General features: G+C 69.6%; 17 protein-coding genes and 1 riboswitch. Of the genes, 7 read left to right on the forward strand and 10 right to left on the reverse strand.

The genetic code is table 11. The annotated features are described in order from the left end of the window. Positions 1–226: 226 nt before the first annotated feature. The 5 genes from AC1DXI_RS18635 to AC1DXI_RS18655 all read right to left on the reverse strand — a co-directional run bounded on the left by AC1DXI_RS18635 (position 227) and on the right by AC1DXI_RS18655 (position 4,533). Entirely contained in the window at positions 227–778 is a 552-nt protein-coding gene (locus AC1DXI_RS18635; RefSeq protein WP_476939850.1) for a hypothetical protein, read from the reverse strand. Between the two features lie 137 nt (positions 779–915). Next, positions 916–1,443, reverse strand: a complete 528-nt coding sequence (locus tag AC1DXI_RS18640) for a SixA phosphatase family protein (RefSeq protein WP_018774262.1) — start codon at positions 1,441–1,443, stop codon at positions 916–918. Between the two features lie 55 nt (positions 1,444–1,498). Beyond that, positions 1,499–1,702 (reverse strand): dodecin family protein, encoded by a 204-nt coding sequence (locus AC1DXI_RS18645; RefSeq protein WP_090582524.1) that lies wholly within the window; start codon positions 1,700–1,702, stop codon positions 1,499–1,501. Between the two features lie 448 nt (positions 1,703–2,150). Continuing rightward, complete coding sequence (locus AC1DXI_RS18650; RefSeq protein WP_018774264.1) at positions 2,151–3,014, reverse strand: winged helix-turn-helix domain-containing protein; 864 nt, start codon at positions 3,012–3,014, stop codon at positions 2,151–2,153. Between the two features lie 547 nt (positions 3,015–3,561). Then, positions 3,562–4,533, reverse strand: a complete 972-nt coding sequence (locus AC1DXI_RS18655; protein ID WP_476939851.1) for a hypothetical protein — start codon at positions 4,531–4,533, stop codon at positions 3,562–3,564. 240 nt (positions 4,534–4,773) lie between these two features. Between AC1DXI_RS18655 and AC1DXI_RS18660 the strand changes: the two genes are divergently transcribed. The 6 genes from AC1DXI_RS18660 to AC1DXI_RS18685 all read left to right on the forward strand — a co-directional run bounded on the left by AC1DXI_RS18660 (position 4,774) and on the right by AC1DXI_RS18685 (position 14,035). Continuing rightward, complete coding sequence (locus AC1DXI_RS18660) at positions 4,774–5,514, forward strand: response regulator transcription factor (RefSeq protein ID WP_026539210.1); 741 nt, start codon at positions 4,774–4,776, stop codon at positions 5,512–5,514. Between the two features lie 21 nt (positions 5,515–5,535). Then, positions 5,536–7,122 (forward strand): sensor histidine kinase, encoded by a 1,587-nt coding sequence (locus AC1DXI_RS18665; RefSeq protein WP_476939852.1) that lies wholly within the window; start codon positions 5,536–5,538, stop codon positions 7,120–7,122. 181 nt (positions 7,123–7,303) lie between these two features. Next, a riboswitch (cyclic di-AMP (ydaO/yuaA leader) is annotated at positions 7,304–7,463 on the forward strand. After that, entirely contained in the window at positions 7,463–8,290 is an 828-nt protein-coding gene (locus AC1DXI_RS18670) for an aggregation-promoting factor C-terminal-like domain-containing protein (protein ID WP_476939853.1), read from the forward strand. Its footprint overlaps the riboswitch before it by 1 nt. 156 nt (positions 8,291–8,446) lie before the next feature. After that, the gene (locus tag AC1DXI_RS18675; RefSeq protein WP_476939854.1) at positions 8,447–9,880 is read left to right on the forward strand and encodes a bifunctional glycosyltransferase family 2/GtrA family protein; all 1,434 of its coding nucleotides are present in this window, start codon (positions 8,447–8,449) and stop codon (positions 9,878–9,880) included. After that, positions 9,881–11,920, forward strand: a complete 2,040-nt coding sequence (locus AC1DXI_RS18680) for a glycosyltransferase family 39 protein (protein ID WP_476939855.1) — start codon at positions 9,881–9,883, stop codon at positions 11,918–11,920. Positions 11,921–11,926: 6 nt separating this feature from the next. Beyond that, positions 11,927–14,035: an ArnT family glycosyltransferase gene (locus AC1DXI_RS18685; protein ID WP_476939856.1), complete on the forward strand. Its 2,109-nt coding sequence runs from the start codon at positions 11,927–11,929 to the stop codon at positions 14,033–14,035. A gap of 63 nt (positions 14,036–14,098) precedes the next feature. Here the strand turns inward: AC1DXI_RS18685 and AC1DXI_RS18690 are convergent, their stop codons facing one another. From AC1DXI_RS18690 to AC1DXI_RS18705, 4 genes are all read right to left on the reverse strand, one after another. Continuing rightward, positions 14,099–14,779 carry an HAD-IA family hydrolase gene (locus tag AC1DXI_RS18690; protein WP_476939857.1) on the reverse strand — a complete coding sequence of 227 codons (681 nt, stop codon included), beginning with the start codon at positions 14,777–14,779 and terminating at the stop codon, positions 14,099–14,101. Between the two features lie 69 nt (positions 14,780–14,848). Beyond that, complete coding sequence (locus tag AC1DXI_RS18695) at positions 14,849–15,226, reverse strand: glyoxalase superfamily protein (RefSeq protein WP_476939858.1); 378 nt, start codon at positions 15,224–15,226, stop codon at positions 14,849–14,851. Positions 15,227–15,284: 58 nt separating this feature from the next. Continuing rightward, a complete protein-coding gene (upp, locus tag AC1DXI_RS18700; RefSeq protein WP_018774274.1) occupies positions 15,285–15,920 on the reverse strand; it encodes a uracil phosphoribosyltransferase in 636 nt (211 codons plus the stop codon). Between the two features lie 12 nt (positions 15,921–15,932). Beyond that, the gene (locus tag AC1DXI_RS18705) at positions 15,933–16,799 is read right to left on the reverse strand and encodes a phosphatase PAP2 family protein (RefSeq protein ID WP_476939859.1); all 867 of its coding nucleotides are present in this window, start codon (positions 16,797–16,799) and stop codon (positions 15,933–15,935) included. Between the two features lie 89 nt (positions 16,800–16,888). On the opposite strand from AC1DXI_RS18705, the gene AC1DXI_RS18710 reads away from it, so the two are divergent. Further along, on the forward strand, positions 16,889–17,389 hold the full coding sequence (locus AC1DXI_RS18710; protein WP_476939860.1) for a nucleoside deaminase: 501 nt from the start codon (positions 16,889–16,891) through the stop codon (positions 17,387–17,389). A 10-nt stretch (positions 17,390–17,399) separates the two neighbouring features. Here the strand turns inward: AC1DXI_RS18710 and AC1DXI_RS18715 are convergent, their stop codons facing one another. Beyond that, complete coding sequence (locus tag AC1DXI_RS18715) at positions 17,400–18,701, reverse strand: DNA glycosylase AlkZ-like family protein (protein ID WP_476939861.1); 1,302 nt, start codon at positions 18,699–18,701, stop codon at positions 17,400–17,402. Positions 18,702–18,706: the final 5 nt, after the last annotated feature.

Consider the following 18,706-nt stretch of genomic DNA (forward strand, 5'->3'; position numbering starts at 1 on the left):
GCCCGGCGGTTCCGCGGGCGGCTGCTCCGCGGGCCACTGCCCGGCCCGCGGCCAAGTCACCGGCGAAGACACCGATAAAGCCAGCTGCGAAGACACCAGCCAAGTCGCCTGCCCCCAAATCACCAGCCCGGGCCTCCGCCCGCCGCTGAGTCCCGCGCACCGCCACCCTGACCGCAGAGCGGCTCAGCTCAGGAGTTTCCGCCGGAAGACAGCCCAGGAGTTCAGCTCAGAGGTTTCGAGGCCTGTCTTCCCGTGGGGTGGCATCCGGGCCTGGGGCCGTGTCGGTCCGGGTTACGTCCTCGCGGCTGCGCTGGTCGGCCGACACTTGCTCGCCGGACGCTTGCTGGCCGGGGACGGGGGTGCCCGCTGCTGGCTCGGCGGCGGCCCGCTCGGCGCGCAAATCCCCGCGGGTCGGCATCTGCCCGCTTTCGCCGCCGCGTTCAGATGTGACTACGTCAGGGTCCACTTCGTCGGCTTTGCGCAGTTGCTCCTGCGCGCTGGAGCGGACGCTTTCGGCTTCTTCCTGGCGTTTGCGGGCTTCCTGCCGCAGCCGCTCGGCCTCGAGGTCGGCCTCCTGCGCGTCGGCCTCGGCACGGGCCGCCTTGGCGTCGCGTTCCCGCGCAGCGAATTCGTCGGCCTTGGCCTGTTCACGCATCTCGGCCGCACGGTTCCGGTCCGCGGCCACCTTGCGTTTGCGGCTGACCATGACCGCCACCGCTACGATCGCGAGCACCACGACGATGCCGACAATAATTCCTATGAGCTGCCCTGAATCCACGTTGATCACCTTTTCTCCGGGTTGCAACACATGCCCCAAAACCACTGGAAAAAACCACATGACTAAACAGCATCAGTAAACCGCAGATCGGCGCCGGTTGCTATGGATTCCGCAGCCCTCACCGGGCGGACCTGCGGCTACTTGGCGCGGGGGACCTTGAAATGAGTCAGCTTGGCGTCCTGCCCGTCCAGTTCGGCCCAGGACTTTTCCGTTTCCAGGATGGTTAGCCCGCTGGTCGGATAGCGCGTGGCGGCGTCCATGTAGGCATCGTGGTCGGAGTCTCGCGACGCCAGATGCATGGCAAGGTCCTGCACACCGGGCATGTGTGAAATCACCATGAGGGTGGTCACGGTGTCCGGGACGTGGTTGATGACGGCCAGCATGCGCAAGGCGGAGGCGGCGTACAGGCCATCCTCGAGCTTGGGCGTCGGCGCCTTGTCCCCGAGGGCGTGGCACACCCACGTGCAGGTCTGGCGGGTCCGCAAAGCGCTGGAGCAGAGGATGAAATCAGGGACCACGCCGTGCTTGAGCAGCCACTTTCCGGCGACGGGGGCGTCCTTGTGGCCGCGTTCTTCGAGCGGCCTTTCGTGGTCGGCAACCCCGCCGGGCCAATCGGACTTGGCGTGCCGCATGATCACCAGCCGTTTGATGTGATGCGCGCTCATGCCCCAATCCTAGTGCGGTGGCTGGCCCACGGGCGCGCATCCCACCAGCGTTCGCTCAGCCTTCAAGGACAAAGGTCACTTCCAGCACGACGTGCCAGGCAACGACGGCGCCGTCGCTGATTTCGACCTTTTGTTCCTTCACCCATGCCCCCGTGACATTGCGAAGGGTCTTATTGGCCCGGTCGACGCCCTCCTTGATGGCGGCATCAAACGAGGTCTTGGAGTTCGCGCTCAGGGTAGTAATCCGTGCAACTGACATGTCTTCCTCCCAATAGTCGGCTCAACGGTCCGAGACTACGCCGGACCCCCGAAAGGCAACAGAGTCCAACCAAAACCACTCCTAGCGGCGGCTTCGCCGGATTTGGGGCAGTGCCCGTCCCCAGCGGTGCCCGCCACGCCGCGGCCCCAAAATCCGGCCTCGCCGCCTCAGCTTCGGAGGCACGTACAAGACAACCCAGCCGCGGAGGCACATGCCCGTCTGCCAGCACGCGCGAAGCACGTTCCGGGTAGTTGAGGGCGCTGTAGCGCAGCGGCACATCCCGAAAGCGCCGTTGTCGCGTGAGCTCCGCCGTCGGGGTTCCCTGACCGAGCTTGCGAGGTTAGGGCGACGGCGGGAAGAGGCGAGCGCAGGCGCCGAGGGATCGTGCCGCGAAAGCGAAAGCGCCCGTTCCCTATGCAGGGGACGGGCGCTTTGCGTGAAGCTGAGGCTAGATCGAGTATTCCGGAGCGGCCCAGACAACCACTTCGGGGTGCTCGTAGAACCGGTAGCCCTGGCCGCGCACGGTGCGCACGGTGTTGGCGAGGCGGCCGAGCTTGGAACGCAGGCGGCGGATGTGGACGTCGATGGTCCGCTCGTTCGGGACCTCTTCGGCGTTCCGCCAGAGGCCTTCGAGGAGCTCGTCGCGGCCAACGGTGCGGGTGCCGTTCTCCACGAGGTAGTTCAGGAGCTCGAATTCCTTGAACGTGAGGTTCAGGGATTCGCCGTCGAGGTGCACCTCGCGGCGGGCGAGGTCGATCAGCACGCCGGAAGGCCGCGGATCCTGCGGCTGCTGCAGGCGGGCGGTCTCGGTGCGCTGGCGGGCCCCTGCGGTGGGGTCGCCGAAGGTCGAGCGGACGACGTCGAGGGCGGAACCCGGGGCACTGGCCGGCGCGACGGCGACGGCGGCGTAGCTTTCGGCGCCGGCCACGAGCGACTGTGCGTAGGCCCGGATTTCCTGGGCAAGCTTGGCGATGGACGTGCCGGCCGCAGCCGCGGTTTCCTCGTCGATGCCCATGTACAGCACGAAGCCGCGGGCGACGTTGTCACTGGGGGCCGGACGGACCGGGCTGCCGGCACCCGGGGCAATCACGGGGGTGGGCGCCGTGGCGGGGGCGGGCGGAACGGCACGGAGCTGGCCGTAGGAGTCAGGGTTGTAGCCCTGCGCTGCATATCCGGGGGCGGGGAAGCTGCCCGTGGATCCGGCGGGGGCGAACGCGGAGCGGCCGCCAAAGCCCTGGCGGATCCCGGAGGCCTGGCCKGCCTTGCTGGCGTTACGGACTGAGATGTGGACGTATCCGGATGCAACTGACATGGAATGCTTACCTCAATGTGAATGGCCGTCATCGCGGCTCGAATGCTTCTTTCCCCGCAATGAAATTGGGGAGGGGCGCCCGACTCTGGGCTTGGGGGCGAATGCCTAGAAACCTTTAGGGGTGTAAAAGTTAGGCGTGCATTCGACAACAGCGCATCTCGGTACCAGCGGGTGTGCTGATCCAGGAAGCTGCGGCTGCAGGTGCTGTTGAGTTCTTGTTCACAATTGAAGTGTGCAACGTAACAATGTAAACGTGCAAGTAACAATGGACCCCGAATTCCACATAGTGAGACAGATCAAGGATTTGTAGCGCAAGTCACAATTCTGTAGCGGCATTAAAATAACAAGTGTTTTACAGACCGGAAGGTCAGGAAGTGTTATTTGCCGAATATTATTCGGACTCAGGCTGCAAAGCGGCGGAAATCATTCACAGCACGGCAAGTTGGACAAAACCGGGTCTGCCCACCGTTCCCTGCGCGGCGGTCCACGGAGTGGGCAGCAGGCATTGCCGCCGGCCAGGCACGGCGGCACTGCCGGCTGCGGCGGGTCAGTTCGACTGGCCGGTGGCCGTCGCCGCCACCATGACGGAGGCCGCCGTGTAGCCGGAACCTTCCTTGGCCGCCACGATCCGCACCGTCCCGCCCGCGACGATGTCCGCCACGCTCAGCTGGGTGCCCGTGCCGCCGGCCTGCTGGCGCCGCTGTTGCAGATTACTCACCACCACGTCGCTGCCCAGCGCATAGCTGCGCGTGAAACCGTCGCTGCTCTTGACCGTCACGGAGGAAGAGCTGACTTCGCTCACTGTGCCCAGCTGCTCGGCCATCGTCGTGTAGGCGCTTCCTTGCAGCACCACGTATTCGGCATGCACTGCCGCCGAAAGCCCGCTGCCCATCCCGCCGGCAGCGAAGTCGCCGGGACCGCCCTGCCCCGGCATGCCCCCTCCCGCGAAACCGCCTTGCGCGGAGCCGTCTTGCGCGGAGCCTGGCACGCCCGGGGCGAACCCCTGGCCGCCGGTTCCCCCGGCCGCCGCCCCGCCGGCGGCACCAGTGGCTGCCGTTGCACTTGAGGTAAGGGCATAGACGCCCGCCCCGGCGCCGACAGCCAGGACAGCTGCGGCCCCGGCGACGGCGAGCCCCCGCTTGACGGTCCAGGGCTTCGCCGCCGAGGCCGTCTTTGCGGAAGTTCCCGGCGCGCCCCAGCCTGTGGCCGCCGCAGTCGCGGGAGGCTCGTTCCGGGGCATGCCCCAGGCCGGTTCCGACGCCGGAACCGTCCAGACCGGGGGCGCGCCCCAGCCGGCAGCTGGGCCCGTAGCCGGTTGCCCGGCGTCTGTGTGTCCGGCATCGGTGTGTCCGGCGTCGGTGTGTCCGGCGTCGGTGTGTCCGGCGTCGTGCTGCCAGGCAGCGCGGGGCGCGGTCACGGGCGCGGGCGCCGCCGTTGCGCCGTCTGTGGGCGCGGGGGCGGGTACGGCGGCGGGCTCGGGGGCTGGTCCGGAACCGGCTGCGGGATGCTGACCGCTCATGGTGTTTCTCCTTAGGGTGCGGATCGGTGTTCACCCCAGAGTGGTGAGCGATCCTGTGCCTGGGCTGTGCGGGCCGACAGCCCGGCCTGTGACGTTCGGGCCGGACAGGAAGGGCTGATTGAGCGCGGCCGTGGCCGCCCGTACGGCCCGCAACGGCGTCCAGCTCGCTAGGCTGGGATTCACAGGTGCCGCACAGGGTCCCCAAAGCCGCGCCTAACCGGCAGATCGGAGAGTTGTCCCATGGCCACTTCGCACTCCATGACCAACAACCTTCCCCAGCTCACGCATCCGGACGGCTCCCCCATCCGTGCCCTCGTGGTGGATGACGAACCCAGCCTCTCCGAGCTCATGAGCATGGGCCTGCGGATGGCCGGATGGTCCGTGGCTGTGGCCGAGGACGGGCCCGGCGCCGTCCGGCTAGCCAAGGAGTTCCGCCCCGACGTGCTGGTGCTGGACGTGATGCTGCCCGGGTTCGACGGCGTCGAACTGCTGAGCAGGATCCGCGCGTTCGCGCCGGAGGTGCCGGCGCTGTTCCTCACGGCCAAGGATGCCGTCCAGGACCGCATCACCGGACTGGCAGCCGGCGGCGATGACTACGTCACCAAGCCGTTCAGCATGGAAGAGGTGCTGCTGCGCCTGCACCGGCTGGTCCAGCGCTCCGGGGTGGCCGCCATGGACACCGCCGAGCTCGTGGTGGGTGACCTCGTGCTCAATGTCGACACCCGCGAAGTCACCCGGGCCGGTGAGGAACTGCACCTGACCGCCACGCAGTTCGAGCTGCTGCGCTACCTCATGGAAAACCCGAAACGGGTCATCAGCAAGGCCCAGATCCTGGACCGCGTCTGGGATTACGACTTCGGCGGCCAGGCGAACATCGTGGAACTGTACATTTCCTACCTCCGCAAGAAGGTCGACGCCAACCACGCGCCCATGATCCACACGGTGCGCGGAGCCGGGTACGTCCTGAAACCGGCGGACTGATCCGTGCCCTCACTTTCCGGCATGACCCGCGTCCCCGGACGCGACTGGCGCAACCCGTCCACGTGGCATCTGCGCACTAGGCTGGTCCTGGTCGCCATGGCGCTGCTCGTGGCCATCTGCGGCGCTGTGGGCTTGTTCAGCTATGCCTCCATGGACCTCTTCCTCACCCGGCAACTCGACACCCAGCTGGACCAGGCCTCCCACCGTTCGAGCGAGTTCGGCCGGCCCTCCTCGGACGATTCGGGCAGGCGCCCCGACCCCCTCGAAGCCCGGGGACAGGGCGTCGGGACGCTTAACGCCCGGATAGTGGACGACGAAGTCAGTAGGGCCGGCTTCCTGGCCGGGGACGGCGCGGTCAAGAGCCTCTCCCCCGACGACAACGAGGTTCTCCTGACCCTCACCCCAAACGGTATGCCCGTGGACCGGACCCTTTCGGCCGGCGCCTACCGGCTCACGGCCGCGCGTGCGCCGTACGGCGACGTGATTGTGACCGGACTCCCGCTGGCAGAAAAGCAAAACACCCTGACCTCCCTGGTCTGGACCATGGTGGTAGTGTCCGTCGGCGGGCTCGTGCTGATCGGGCTCGCCGGCACGGCCCTGATCCGGCGGACCATGAAGCCGCTGGAACAGCTCTCCGAGGTGGCCACCAAGGTCTCCCGCCTCCCGCTGGACGCCGGCGAGGTGGCGCTCGGGGTGCGCGTCCCGACGTCGGCGGCCCATCCCGGAACGGAAGTGGGCAGCGTGGGCTACGCGCTGAACAAGATGCTGGACAACGTCTCCAACGCCCTCGAAGCGCGGCAGGAGAGCGAGATGAAGGTCCGGCAGTTCGTCGCCGACGCCTCGCACGAACTCCGCACCCCGCTGACGGCCATCCGCGGCTACACGGAGCTGATGCGGATGACCGAGCATTTCACCCCCGACGGCGAGAGGTCCCTCGCCCGTGTGCAAAGCCAGTCCGAGCGGATGACCACGCTCGTGGAGGACCTGCTGCTGCTGGCGCGCCTGGACGAGGGGCAGCCGCTCAAGATCTCCGACGTCGACCTCACCCAACTGGCCATCGAGACCGTCAGCGATGAGAAAGTCATGGCCCCGGACCGCATCTGGCAGCTCGAACTTCCGGACGAGCCCGTGGTGGTGCGCGGTGATGCGACCCAGCTTCACCAGGTCCTCGCCAATCTCCTGTCCAATGCGCGCAAGCACACCGAACCCGGGACCAAGGTGGTCACGGGCGTCATGCGCTCGGCTGACGGCAGTGCCGTGGTCACCGTGACAGACAATGGCAGCGGCATCGCCCCGGAATTTATCGGCCGGATCTTCGCCCGCTTCGCCCGGGCCGACGCCTCACGCACCAATCCGGCGTCCAGTCCCGCAGCCATCCCCGCCAATTCGGCGGTCGCGACGGCTAGGGTCGGGTCCGGCGCCGTTTCCGGCAGCCGCGGAGGCCAGGGCACGGCGACCGCCGCGCCGACTTCCGAGGGCACCAGCGGGTTGGGCCTGTCCATAGTCCAGTCGATCGTGGAGGCCCACGGAGGAACGGTCGAGGTCACGTCCCGGCCGGGACGCACGGAGTTCGCCGTGCGCCTGCCCGCCGCGCCGCCGCCGGCATAGACGGCGCGGCCGGCGCCACAGGGACCCGGGACCGGACGAATGGTGAACCCGGCGCAACCCGCCACCCCGGCCCTGTGATTCCTGTTACCAAAATGTGACTTAAGCGGTTGGGTCCTGTAGCGTCTTTAGAGTGCGCCGCCATCGGTGCCGCATATCCGGACGGACGCCAAACTCTGCCGCTTCCCGGATTCCGCTGGACCAGGCAGAGGCGGGGGACCCAGAGTTCCCGGGCATTCTGCATTCATGCGCCCTCGGGGTGAAGCCGACACGTGATATTCCGTGCGGCCGGATGACCTCATCCGAACCCGACAGCTAACTCCGCCGGCGTTGAGAGGCCACCATGACTGAATTCCAGGTACAAACGCGCCCTGACGGCGATTCGCATTCCCGCTCAGTTGGCGCAGCCAAGTCGCGCCACCGCGCCGAACCGGCCAAACGGGCATCCGCCCTGTCGCGGTTCGCCGCCGGACTCGGTACAACCGGCCGCCGTGCCGCCGTCGTCACCGCCGCGTGCGCGCTGCTGCTGGGTGGCGGCGCCGCCAGCCAGGCGGCAGAGCCGGGCGCCCACACGGCGAACGTTGCGAGCCAAACGGCCACGATCGCGGACCCGCTGGCCAAGCTCAACTTCGAGCGGGTCCAGGTGGCTGGGCCGACCGCTCCGGCGGAAAAGAACGTGGCGCCCCAGATCTCCGAGGTTAAGGCAGCCGAAGCGCTGATCCCCGCCCCCGCTGCTCCCGCCCCGGCACCCGCACCCGCACCCGCACCTGCTCCGGCTCCCGCGGCAGCCCCCGCTCCCGCTCCCGCACCGGCAGCCGCTCCTGCCCCCGCACCGGCACCCGCACCGGCGCCGGTCGCAATCGACGACCCTGCCGGGGCCCAGGCCTACGCCGCGTCCCAGCTGGGCCGCTATGGCTGGGCACCTGGCCAGATGCAGTGCCTGCACAAGCTGTGGACCAAGGAATCTGACTGGAAGACCACCGCGACCAACGCCAGCAGCGGCGCCTACGGCGTGGTCCAGTCCCTGCCCGCCACGAAGATGGCGAGCGCCGGCGCCGACTACATGACCAACTACCGGACCCAGATCAACTGGGGCCTGAACTACGTCAAGTCGCGCTACGGCTCCCCCTGCGGCGCCCTGAACTTCCACTACTCACACAACTGGTACTAAACCGGCACTAACCGGCCCCCCAGGAGGCCCCGGATCCACACGGATCCGGGGCCTCCTTGCGTCTCCACGGCCGGGCCTGCCCGACAGGCCGACTTCCACAGCCCCAGCACAGCTTGACCCTAAAGCCCTCATAAGGGCCGCCGGGAAAGTTGAGCCATGACATTCACAGACCAGGCCACAGGAACCCTGCCCCGCACCGCGGCGACGCCGGCCGGCCCGGCGGCACCCGAGACACCCCCGGGGCTTGCGCTGGCCGACGCGCCAGCTCCGGGCCCGATCGCCGGGGCGCTTACCGGCCCCGGCGCCCGGCGCACAGCCATCGATACGCGCGCCAGCACGCCCCTGCTGGACGTCACCATCCCGGTCTTCAACGAGGAACGCGACCTCGAAGCCTGCCTGCGCCGGCTCCACGCCTACCTGCTCGGCGCCTTCCCGCACTCCTTCCGGATCACCGTGGCGGACAACGCCAGCACCGACGGAACGCTCAAGGCCGCGGAACGCGTAGCCCGCGAGCTGCGCGAAGTGAAAGTGGTCCATATGGCCGAAAAGGGCCGCGGATACGCACTTCGCAAGGTGTGGCTGGCCTCGCCGTCGCCGGTCCTGGCGTACATGGATGTGGATCTTTCCACTGATCTGGCGGCCCTCGGCCCGCTCCTTGCCCCGCTCATTTCGGGGCACTCCGACCTGGCGATCGGGACGCGGCTGACCCGCAACTCCCGCGTGGTCCGCGGTCCCAAGCGGGAATTCATCTCGCGCAGCTACAACTTCCTGCTCCAGGCCCTCATGGGCGCCCACTTCAGCGATGCACAGTGCGGCTTCAAGGCGATCCGGTCGGACGTGGCCCGGCAACTGCTCCCCCACACGCTGGATAACGCCTGGTTCTTCGACACCGAGCTGCTGGTCCTGGCAGAAAAGTGCGGCCTGCGCGTCCACGAAGTCCCGGTGGACTGGACCGACGACCCGGATTCCAGCGTGGACATCGTCCAGACTKCCCTCGCGGACTTGCGCGGCATGGCACGGTTGAGCCGGGACCTGGTCTCGGGCCGGATCCCGGTTCCCGACCTGCGCGCCGCCCTGGCCCGCGGACCGCTGCCGGCCGCCTCCCGGGCCCAGGAGCAAAGCCCCGGCGGAAGCCTCTTCGGACAACTCGTCCGCTTCGGCAGCATCGGGGTGGCCTCCACCCTGGCCTACCTGGCGATTTTCCTGCTCTGCCGCGGGGTCATGGACCCGCAACTGGCAAATTTCCTCGCGTTGCTCACCACCGCCGTGGCCAACACCGCGGCCAACCGGCGCTTCACGTTCGGCATCCAGGGCAGCAGCCAGGCCGCACGCCACCACTTCGAGGGACTGCTGGTCTTCGGCATCGGGCTGGCCCTGACCTCCGGGGCCCTCGCCCTCGTTCACGCCGCGTCGGGAGCAGCACCGGACCGCTGGCTGGAACTGCTCACGGTCACCGCCGCCAACCTGGCCGCCACAGCCGTGAAGTTCCTGCTGTTCCGGCTGGTGGTTTTCCGCCACCGGCCCACCAACGCCGTTCCTGCGCCCGGCGCCCCAGCTCCTTCCCTCCCCCGCACAGAAAAGGCCAAGTAAATGACGGCAACCATCAGCCCCACCGCCGGAGCCGAGAGCGGCTCCCAGGCCGGCAGCCCCCCAGCCGCCCAGGAAAGGCCCCGCCCGGTACCCGGAGACGGCGGGCCGGCGCCCCAGCTGCCCGCGTCCCAGGCCCCGGCAGCCCAGGGCCGCCGGGACCGGCTGCTGTTCGGACGGCAGCCCCGCTGGGTGCGGCCCTCGGCAGCGCTGCTCCTGGTGGTCACCGCGGCGTTGTACCTGTGGAATCTGGAGGCCACCGGCTACGCCAACTCCTTCTATGCCGCGGCGATCCAGGCCGGGACCAAGGACTGGACCGCGCTGCTGTTCGGCTCCCTCGATGCCGGCAACGCCATCACGGTGGACAAACCGCCGGCCGCCCTCTGGATCCCCGCCCTCGCGGGACGGATCTTTGGTTTCTCGGCCCTGAGCATGCTCATTCCGCAGGCGCTCATGGGAGTGGCGGCCGTCGGGCTTCTGTACCTGACCGTCAAGCGGGTGTCCGGGCCGGCCGCTGGCCTGCTCGCCGGCGGTGCCCTGGCGCTGACCCCGGTGGCCGCCCTCATGTTCCGGTTCAACAACCCGGACGCGATGCTCACCCTGTGCCTGGTGCTGGCGGCCTACCTCACCACCCGCGCCATCGAGAAGGCCGGCTGGAAGTGGCTCGCCGCGGCCGGCGCGGTGATCGGCCTGGCGTTCCTGAGCAAGATGCTGCAGGGCTTCCTGATCGTTCCCGGGCTGGCCCTGGCCTACCTGTGGGCGGCGCCCACCACCCTCGGCCGCCGGCTCCTGCACCTGCTGGCCGCCGCCGCCGGGATCGCCGTCGTGGCAGGAAGCTACATTGTGCTGTTCCAGCTGACCCCGGCCTCGGTCCGGCCGTACATGGCGGGGTCGGAGACCAACAGCTTCCTGGAACTGACGTTCGGCTACAACGGCCTGGGCCGGATCACCGGCTCCGGCGGCGGGATGCCGGGCGGCAACGCGGGCGGCCCGGGCGGCACCGGCAACGTCGGCTTCGGCGGCGCCGCCGGGATCACCCGGATGTTCGGCACCAGCTTCGGCAGCGAGGTGTCCTGGCTGCTGCCGGCGGCCCTGATCCTGCTGTTGGCCGGGCTGTGGTTCACCCGGCGCGAGGCCCGGACCTCAAAAACCCGTGCGGCGCTCCTGCTGTGGGGCGGCTGGCTGGTCATCACGGCCGGAATCTTCAGCTTCATGAGCGGCACCGTGCACCCGTACTATGCCGTGGCGCTGGCCCCCGCCATCGCGGCGCTGGCCGGCATCGGTTCCCTGGAACTGTGGCGGGGCCGGGCCTACTGGCCGGCCCGGATTATCCTGGCCGTGACGGTGTTGGCCACCCCGGTCTGGTCCGCCGTGCTCCTGGGCCGCGATCCGGCCTGGCTTCCGGGGCTCCGGGTGATCATCGTGGTCCTGGGCGTCCTCGCCGCCGCGGCCCTGCTCCTGCGGGCGGACGGCATGGCGGCTCTCCCGGCACGGTTCCGCAAGGCCGCCACGGCCGGCGCCGTGATCCTGTGCCTGCTCGCCGGCGGGCTGGGAAGCACCGCGTGGACGCTGGCGACCGTCGCCCAGCCGCATTCCGGTTCGATCCCGACCTCCGGCCCCACCGCGTCCGCGATGGGCGGCGGCTTCGGGGCAGGCCGGGCCGGCAGTGACGGCGCAGGCAGTGACGGCATGGGCGGCGGCCCCGGCGGGGAAACGTCCTCGGCGGAGCTGACCGCGCTGCTGCAGTCCTCCGGCGCCAAGTGGTCCGCGATTGTCTCCGGCGCCACCCAGGCCGCGAGCCTGGAACTCGCCACCGGCACCAGCGTAATCGCGCTCGGCGGCTGGAACGGCGGCGACCCCTACCCGACGCTCGCACAGTTCCAGGCGATCGTGGACCGCGGCGAGATCGGTTACTTCATTTCCGGCGGCATGGGCGGCATGGGCGGGGGCCGCGGAGGCAACTCCGAGGTCGCCACCTGGGTCGCGGCCAACTACCAGGCCCAGACCGTGGGCAACGCCACCGTCTACAACCTGGGAGCGTAGGCCGCCATGACTGACACCCTGAGCCCCCGCCCCGGCACGGCGCCGGCCCGCACGCCGGGGCCGGCGCAGCCGCAAGTCCCGGAACGCCGTCGGCGACCGGAGCGCCCGGCTGCCGGCGGCACGCGCGCCGTCCCTGGCGCCCGGGCGCTGCGGCAGCGGCTGGAACTGGCGGCGCTGCTGCTGGCCACGGCCGTGCTGTACCTGTGGAACCTCGGCGCCTCCGGCTGGGCGAACGCGTTCTACTCCGCGGCGGCCCAGGCCGGGTCACAGGATTGGACGGCCTGGTTCTTTGGCTCGTCCGACGCCGCCAACGCCATCACCGTGGACAAGCCGCCGGCGTCGCTGTGGGTGATGGGGCTGTCGGTGCGGATCTTCGGGCTGAGCTCCTGGAGCGTCCTGGTGCCGCAGGCGCTCATGGGGATCGGCACGGTCTGGCTCCTCTATCTGGCCGTCCGCCGGGCCGCTGCCCCCGCCACGGCCGACGCCGGCCTGGCCCACCGCGCGGGGCTACTCGCCGGTGCGGTCATGGCGCTGACACCGGTAGCCGTGCTGATGTTCCGGTTCAACAACCCCGACGCCCTGCTGGTGCTTTTGATGACCGCGGCCGCCTACGCCGTGTTGCGGTCCATCCAGGACGCGCGCGTGCGCTGGCTGCTGTTCGCCGGGGTGCTGCTGGGCTTCGGGTTCCTCACCAAGCAGTTGCAGGTCCTGCTGGTTGTGCCCGGCTTTGCCGTGGCCTACCTGCTCGCGGCGCCGGCAGCGGCGGGCAGGCGCGTTCTTCACCTGCTCGGCGCGGGCGCGGCGATGGCCGTTGCCGCCGGGTGGTGGCTGGCCGCCGTCGAACTCATTCCGGCGGCGGACCGCCCGTACATCGGCGGCTCGCAGAACAACTCCATCCTGGAGCTGACTCTGGGCTACAACGGCCTGGGCCGGCTGAACGGGGATGAAACCGGGAGTGTGGGCGGCAGCAACGGCTGGGGCACGCCCGGGCTGTTCCGGCTCTTCAACAGCGAGTTCGGCGGCCAGATCGCATGGCTGCTGCCCTCGGTGCTGCTGCTCGGAGCGGGCCTGCTCTGGCTGGGCCGCCGCGCGCCGCGCACCGACCCGGTACGGGCTTCAGTGATCATCTGGGGCTCCTGGGTTGCCGTCACCGGGCTGACGTTCAGTTTCATGGCCGGGATCATCCACCCGTACTACATGGTGGCGCTGGCGCCCGGGATGGCCGGGATCGCCGGGCTCGGCGGCGTCCTGCTCTGGCAGCGGCGGAACCAGCCCGTGGCGGCCGCCGTCCTCGCGGTGGCGATCGTGGCGGCCGGGGCCATGGCCGCCGAACTCCTGGTCCGCACCGCGGCGTACATGCCGTGGCTGCGCTGGGTGGCGCTCCTGGGCGCGCTCACCGCCGCCGGCCTGGTGCTGGCCGCCGCGGCGCTGGGATTCAAGGGGTCGGAGCCCAAGGGGGTCGCGGGGGTGAAGGGCAGGGGCATGATGGCATCCAGGACGGTGGCGCGTACGACGGCGGCGCTCGCCGTCGCCGCCGCCCTCGCCGGGCCGCTGGCCTACTCGCTGTCCACCGCGTCCACGGCCCACAGCGGCTCGATTGTCAGCGCCGGACCGGCCGTGACCGGACGGGGCGGGGCCGGGATGCCGCCGTCCCTCGGCGGTGCGGCGGGAGGCGGCTTTGGCGGTGCCACGGCGGCAAACGGCACCGGGACTGGCACCGGCACGGGCATCGGCCGCGGCCAAGGGGCGGGCGGAATGGGCGGCCTGCTCGGGGCCAGCACGCCGACGGCGGCGCTCGTGAGCGCGCTGCAGACAGACGCCGGGGCTTATACGTGGGCCGCCGCCGTCGTCGGGTCCAACAACGCCGCCGGCTACCAGCTGGCGACGCAGCTCCCGGTGATGGCCGTGGGCGGGTTCAACGGCACGGACCCCGCGCCGACCCTGGCGCAGTTCCAGCAGTATGTGGCCGACGGCAAGATCCACTACTTCATCGCCGGGCGCATGATGCAGGGCGAAAGCGGATCCGACGATGCCGCGCAGATTGCCGCGTGGGTGCAGGACAATTTCACGGCCCAGACCGTGGGTGGGACCAGCGTGTACCTGCTGGCCGGTTAGGCGGGCGCCGCCGTCGTCGGGCCGGACGGCGTCGTCGTTGTCGCTAGAACGGCGTCGCCGTCGCTAGAAGGTGAAGGACAGGGTGCGCAGGCCGGCGCCGGTGACGCGCGTGGTCACGGTAACCCCGGAGTAGTCGGGAATGTGGAGCACACCGTCCGGCAATTCGCCGGCGTTGGGCCCCACCGCCACAGTCCGGACGCCGGCGGCGACGCCCGCGGCGATGCCGGCCGGGGCGTCTTCGAACACCACCGCCTCGGCCGGGGAGACACCCAGCAAGGAGGCCGCCCGGAGGTATCCCTCGGGGTGGGGTTTGCCCCGCATGACATCCTCCGATGTGACCGAGACGGCCGGGACGCCGATCCCCGCTGCTGCCATCCGGATCTCGGCCAGGTCCCGTGACGCGCTCGTCACCAGCGCCACGGCATCCGGCGGCAGGCTCGCCAGCAGCTCCGGGGCGCCCGGCACCGGAACAATGCCCCGGGTCTCGGCCAGCTCCATCCGGCCGAGCTCGGCCGCGAGGGCCTGGATGTCGGAACCGGCCGGGGCAAACCTGCGGACCGTGTCCATGGCCTGGACCCCATGGGAGGAGCGCAGGATCTCGCCGATGTCCAGGCTGTAGCGGGCCGCGAACGTGGTCCAAACCTGCTCCACGATGCTGGTGGAATCCACCAGCGTTCCGTCCATGTCGAACAGGACGGCGCGCGCGGTCAGGGTGGTGGTGCTGGAACGGGATGGAAAGCTCATGCCTCCATCCTGCCGCATGGCCCCGCCCAACCCGTTGGCCGGCGGCCTGCCGCGCGCAGCCTGCCGGGATCAGCCGTTGGGCCGGTGGGGGATGTACTGCACCGCCCATTTGTTGCCGTCGGGGTCGGCGAAGTGGACAAAGTGTCCCCAGTCCTGGATGTCGACGTCGCTGACGTCCACGCCGTTGTCCTTGAGCTGCTTGTGCGCGGCCTGGATGTCGCTGACCACAAGCTGCAGGCTGGGGGCGGTCCCGGGCGGGGCGTCGTTGAGGCCCTCGCCGATCGCAATCGAGCAGCCGGAGCCCGGCGGGGTCAGCTGGACGAACCGGAGGCCCTCCATGGGCCGTTCGTCGTAGTCGGCGTTGAAGCCCACCTTGTTGACGTAGAAATCCTTGGCCCGGTCCACATCGGACACCGGCACAAACACGAGTTCAAGTTTCCAATCCATGGCGCACAGGCTAGCGCGGTCCGCGGCGACGCGGAAGGGATCCCGGGCGGAGCGTGCGCTAGCCGGCGATGCCGTACAGGCGGTCTCCGGCGTCGCCCAGGCCGGGCACGATGTAGGACTTCTCGTTAAGCTTCTCGTCGATCGAGGCCAGGACGATCGTCACGTTGGCTTCTGACAGTTCTTCCTCCAGCTTGGCCAGGCCCTCCGGGGCGGCGAGGAGGCAGATGCAGGTGACGTCGGAGGCGCCGCGCTTGAAGAGGAACTTGATGGCCTCGCGCAGGGTTCCGCCGGTGGCCAGCATGGGATCGAGGACGAAGATCTGCCGGTCCGTGAGGTCCTCCGGGAGGCGCTCGGCGTAGGTGATGATGTCCAGGGTCTCTTCGTCGCGGGCCATGCCCAGGAAGCCGACCTCGGCGGTGGGGACCAGCTTGGTCATGCCCTCGAGCATGCCGAGCCCGGCCCGGAGAATCGGAACCACCAGCGGGGTCGGCTTGGTGAAGGCGGTGCCGACGGTGGTGCTGACGGGCGTCTCGATGGTCACCGGTTCGGTGCGGACGTCACGCGTGGCTTCGTAGGCCAGGAGCGTGACGAGCTCCTCGGTGAGCTGGCGGAAGACCGGGGACGGGGTGTTCTTGTCCCGCAGAACGGTGAGCTTATGGGCGACCAGCGGGTGGTCCACAACGAGAGTGCGCATGGGTCAAAACTATCACCCGGATGCTGAGGACCGTCCCGCTGGGCCGGGGGTATCGGCGTCGTTCGCGTCGGCCTGTGCAGGGCCGCCGGCAGTGCCACCAGCAGTGGCGCCGGCGGCACCGTTATGGAGGTGGGCGGGATGCTCGAAGGTCGGCGCGTCGCCGGCGTGTTCCCGGCGCCGCAGCGCATGGAAGAACCGGTGCGCCATGATCACAATCCCCACCCAGGCCAGCCCGATGACCCAGCCGACAATCACGTCGGTCAGCCAGTGATGGCCCAGATAGACCCGGCTGAGGCCCATCGCGACGATGAAGATCACACCCGCGGCGATCAGGCCGATCCGGGCGCTGGTCCGTTTGATCTGCAGGCAGGCCAGGTACACCACGAGGGCGATTACCACTGTGGTGTTGAGCGTGTGACCGCTCGGGAACGACGGCGAGGTCTCGTAGGGCGGCACGGCGTCGGCATGGTCCGGGCGGACGCGGCCGATCATTTTCTTGCCCAGGGTTGTGGCAGTCACCGACGCGGCGGCCGCGCCGCCGATCAGGATCAGCGGCCGCCAGCTCCGGGAGGTGAAGATCAGCAGCGCCGTCAGGATGCTGCCCAGAATGGGCATCCCGATGCCGCCGCCGATGTTGGTGAACCCGGTGATAAAGGCGTCCAGGCCGGGGCTGCGCAACTGTTCCATGAACGCCAGGGCCGGCTTGTCCAGGTTCGCGAGGCCGGCGTCGTCCACCACGTTGTCGTAGACCTCGGCACTCACCAGCGCCAGGATCACCACCACCACGCCGCCCACCAGCATGGTGATCCAGAGGGCCGCGTAGGGCACCACCCATTTGCCCCAGCGCCGCGCCAACCAGGTCTCTGTTCCGGTGGTCACGGCCGTCTCCCGACTACTTGTCTACATTAACTACTTGGCCGCACAGCCGAGCTGCACAGCATGCTTAGGGTCGAAACTATCATTGACCCATGACTGCCCCTGAGCCGCGCCATGCCGAATGGATGATCCTTGCCCTGGCGGAGGCCCGGAAGGCCCTGGCCACCGCGGACGTGCCGATCGGCGCCGTCGTGATCGGACCGGACGGTTCCGTGTTGGGCGCCGGGCGAAACGAACGCGAGGCCCTGGGGGACCCGACGGCGCACGCCGAGATGGTCGCCATCCGGGAGGCCGCCGCGCGGTTGCGGGCGCACCGGGCGTTGGAAGGCAAGGGCGACGACGGCTGGCGGCTGGAGGACTGCACCCTGGTGGTGACGCTGGAACCCTGCGCGATGTGCGCGGGAGCGGTCGTCCTCGCCAGGATTCCGCGGGTGGTGTTCGGTGCCTGGGATGAGAAGGCAGGCGCCGCCGGTTCCGTGTTCGACATCCTCCGCGAGCGCCGGCTCAACCACTGGGTGGAAGTCATTGCGGGCGTCCGGGAGCAGGAGTGTGCCGCGCTGCTGCGGGACTTCTTCGCCGGGCACCGCGCCTGATCCGTTCCTGCTAGCTAGCCGTACCGGCGGCCGGGGATCCTGCCGCGGCGGCTTCTGCAGCTGCCGCGAGTCCATCGATCCGCTTCTGCCGGGAGGCCGGCGAGTCCAGGCTGAAGGCCCGGAAATCACCGAGGTCCTCGCGGATCCAGGCTTCCAGCTCGGCGATCCGCTGCGTCACGGCGGGCGTCGGGCCGTGGAACAGCCAGGGCATGATCCTCTCCTTGGCGGGATCGTACTGCCAGAGTCCGATGATCCGGCCGCGGTCCAGGATCGGGTGGTCCGGGAGATCGGCCTGCAGCGCGAGCGACCCCAGCGCCGGCTTGTGCAGGTCCTCTTCGGCCAGCAGGTCCGCCGCGTTGCGGCGCAGCAGGAATAGGGAGTCCGTTCCGGCCAGCAGCTGGATCTGTTCCCCCGCCGGCTCCTCGAAGGCGGCGAGGCTGCCGAGGTCCTCCGGCAGCATCCACAGCGGGTCGCCGCCGGCGGTGGCCAGTTCGGTGGGCACCTCGACGGCGCCGACGGCGGCCAGTGCCGCCTTGCTTTGCGCCACGGTGAATCCCGTGAACCACTGCGACTGTTTGAAGGTGGCTCCGCCGGTCCAGCCCAGGTAGCGGCGGATCAGCTCGGTGCGCGCGTCGTCGTCGTCAAGATCGCTGGGCGGCAGGCCCCAGGGCTGGTAGGCGTAACGCTGCTGGTCCAGGCGCCCGTTCGCCGGGACCCGGCGGATCCGACCGTCCGACTGCAGGATCCCCAGGGCGGTAGGCAGCGTGGTGGTGGCGCCCTTCTTCTTGCCTTCCTCTCCCAGGTTGCGCACTGAATCGCCGAGCTCGTCCTTGAGTTGCCGCGGATCCATGGGACCGTCCGCTTCGGCGAGGGTGTGCAGTACCTGCTCTTCCAAAAGCGTGATCTCACCGCGGTCCACGCCGAGCCGGCCGACCACCTTGAATGCCGACTCGGCCGCATCCCGGCCCAGCTGAAGCGCCCAGGCAAAGTCTTCGCGGCCCAGGACGTACGTGCAGCCGCGGGCGACGGGAAGTTCAAGGATCCGGTGGGCGAGGACGTCGGCGTCCACCTGTTCGCGGCGGATGCCGGCGCGGGCGAAGAGCGTGAGGTAGGGGTTGGCGCCGCCCACGGACCGTGCCCAGCCTGCCCGGGCGAGGACCTGCTCGGCCGTGCAGCCGGCCAGCGAGCCGTCCAGGCCCTGCCGGTGCCAGGACCATGCCCGGAGCCGCTCCGGGGTCAGGCTCTGCGGCTCCGGCAGATTGGCGGGCTCTTCTACCGACGGCGATTGCGTGGCGACAGGGTGGGTGCTCATGGGCT

Source organism: Arthrobacter sp. P1_H7 (assembly GCF_056405215.1).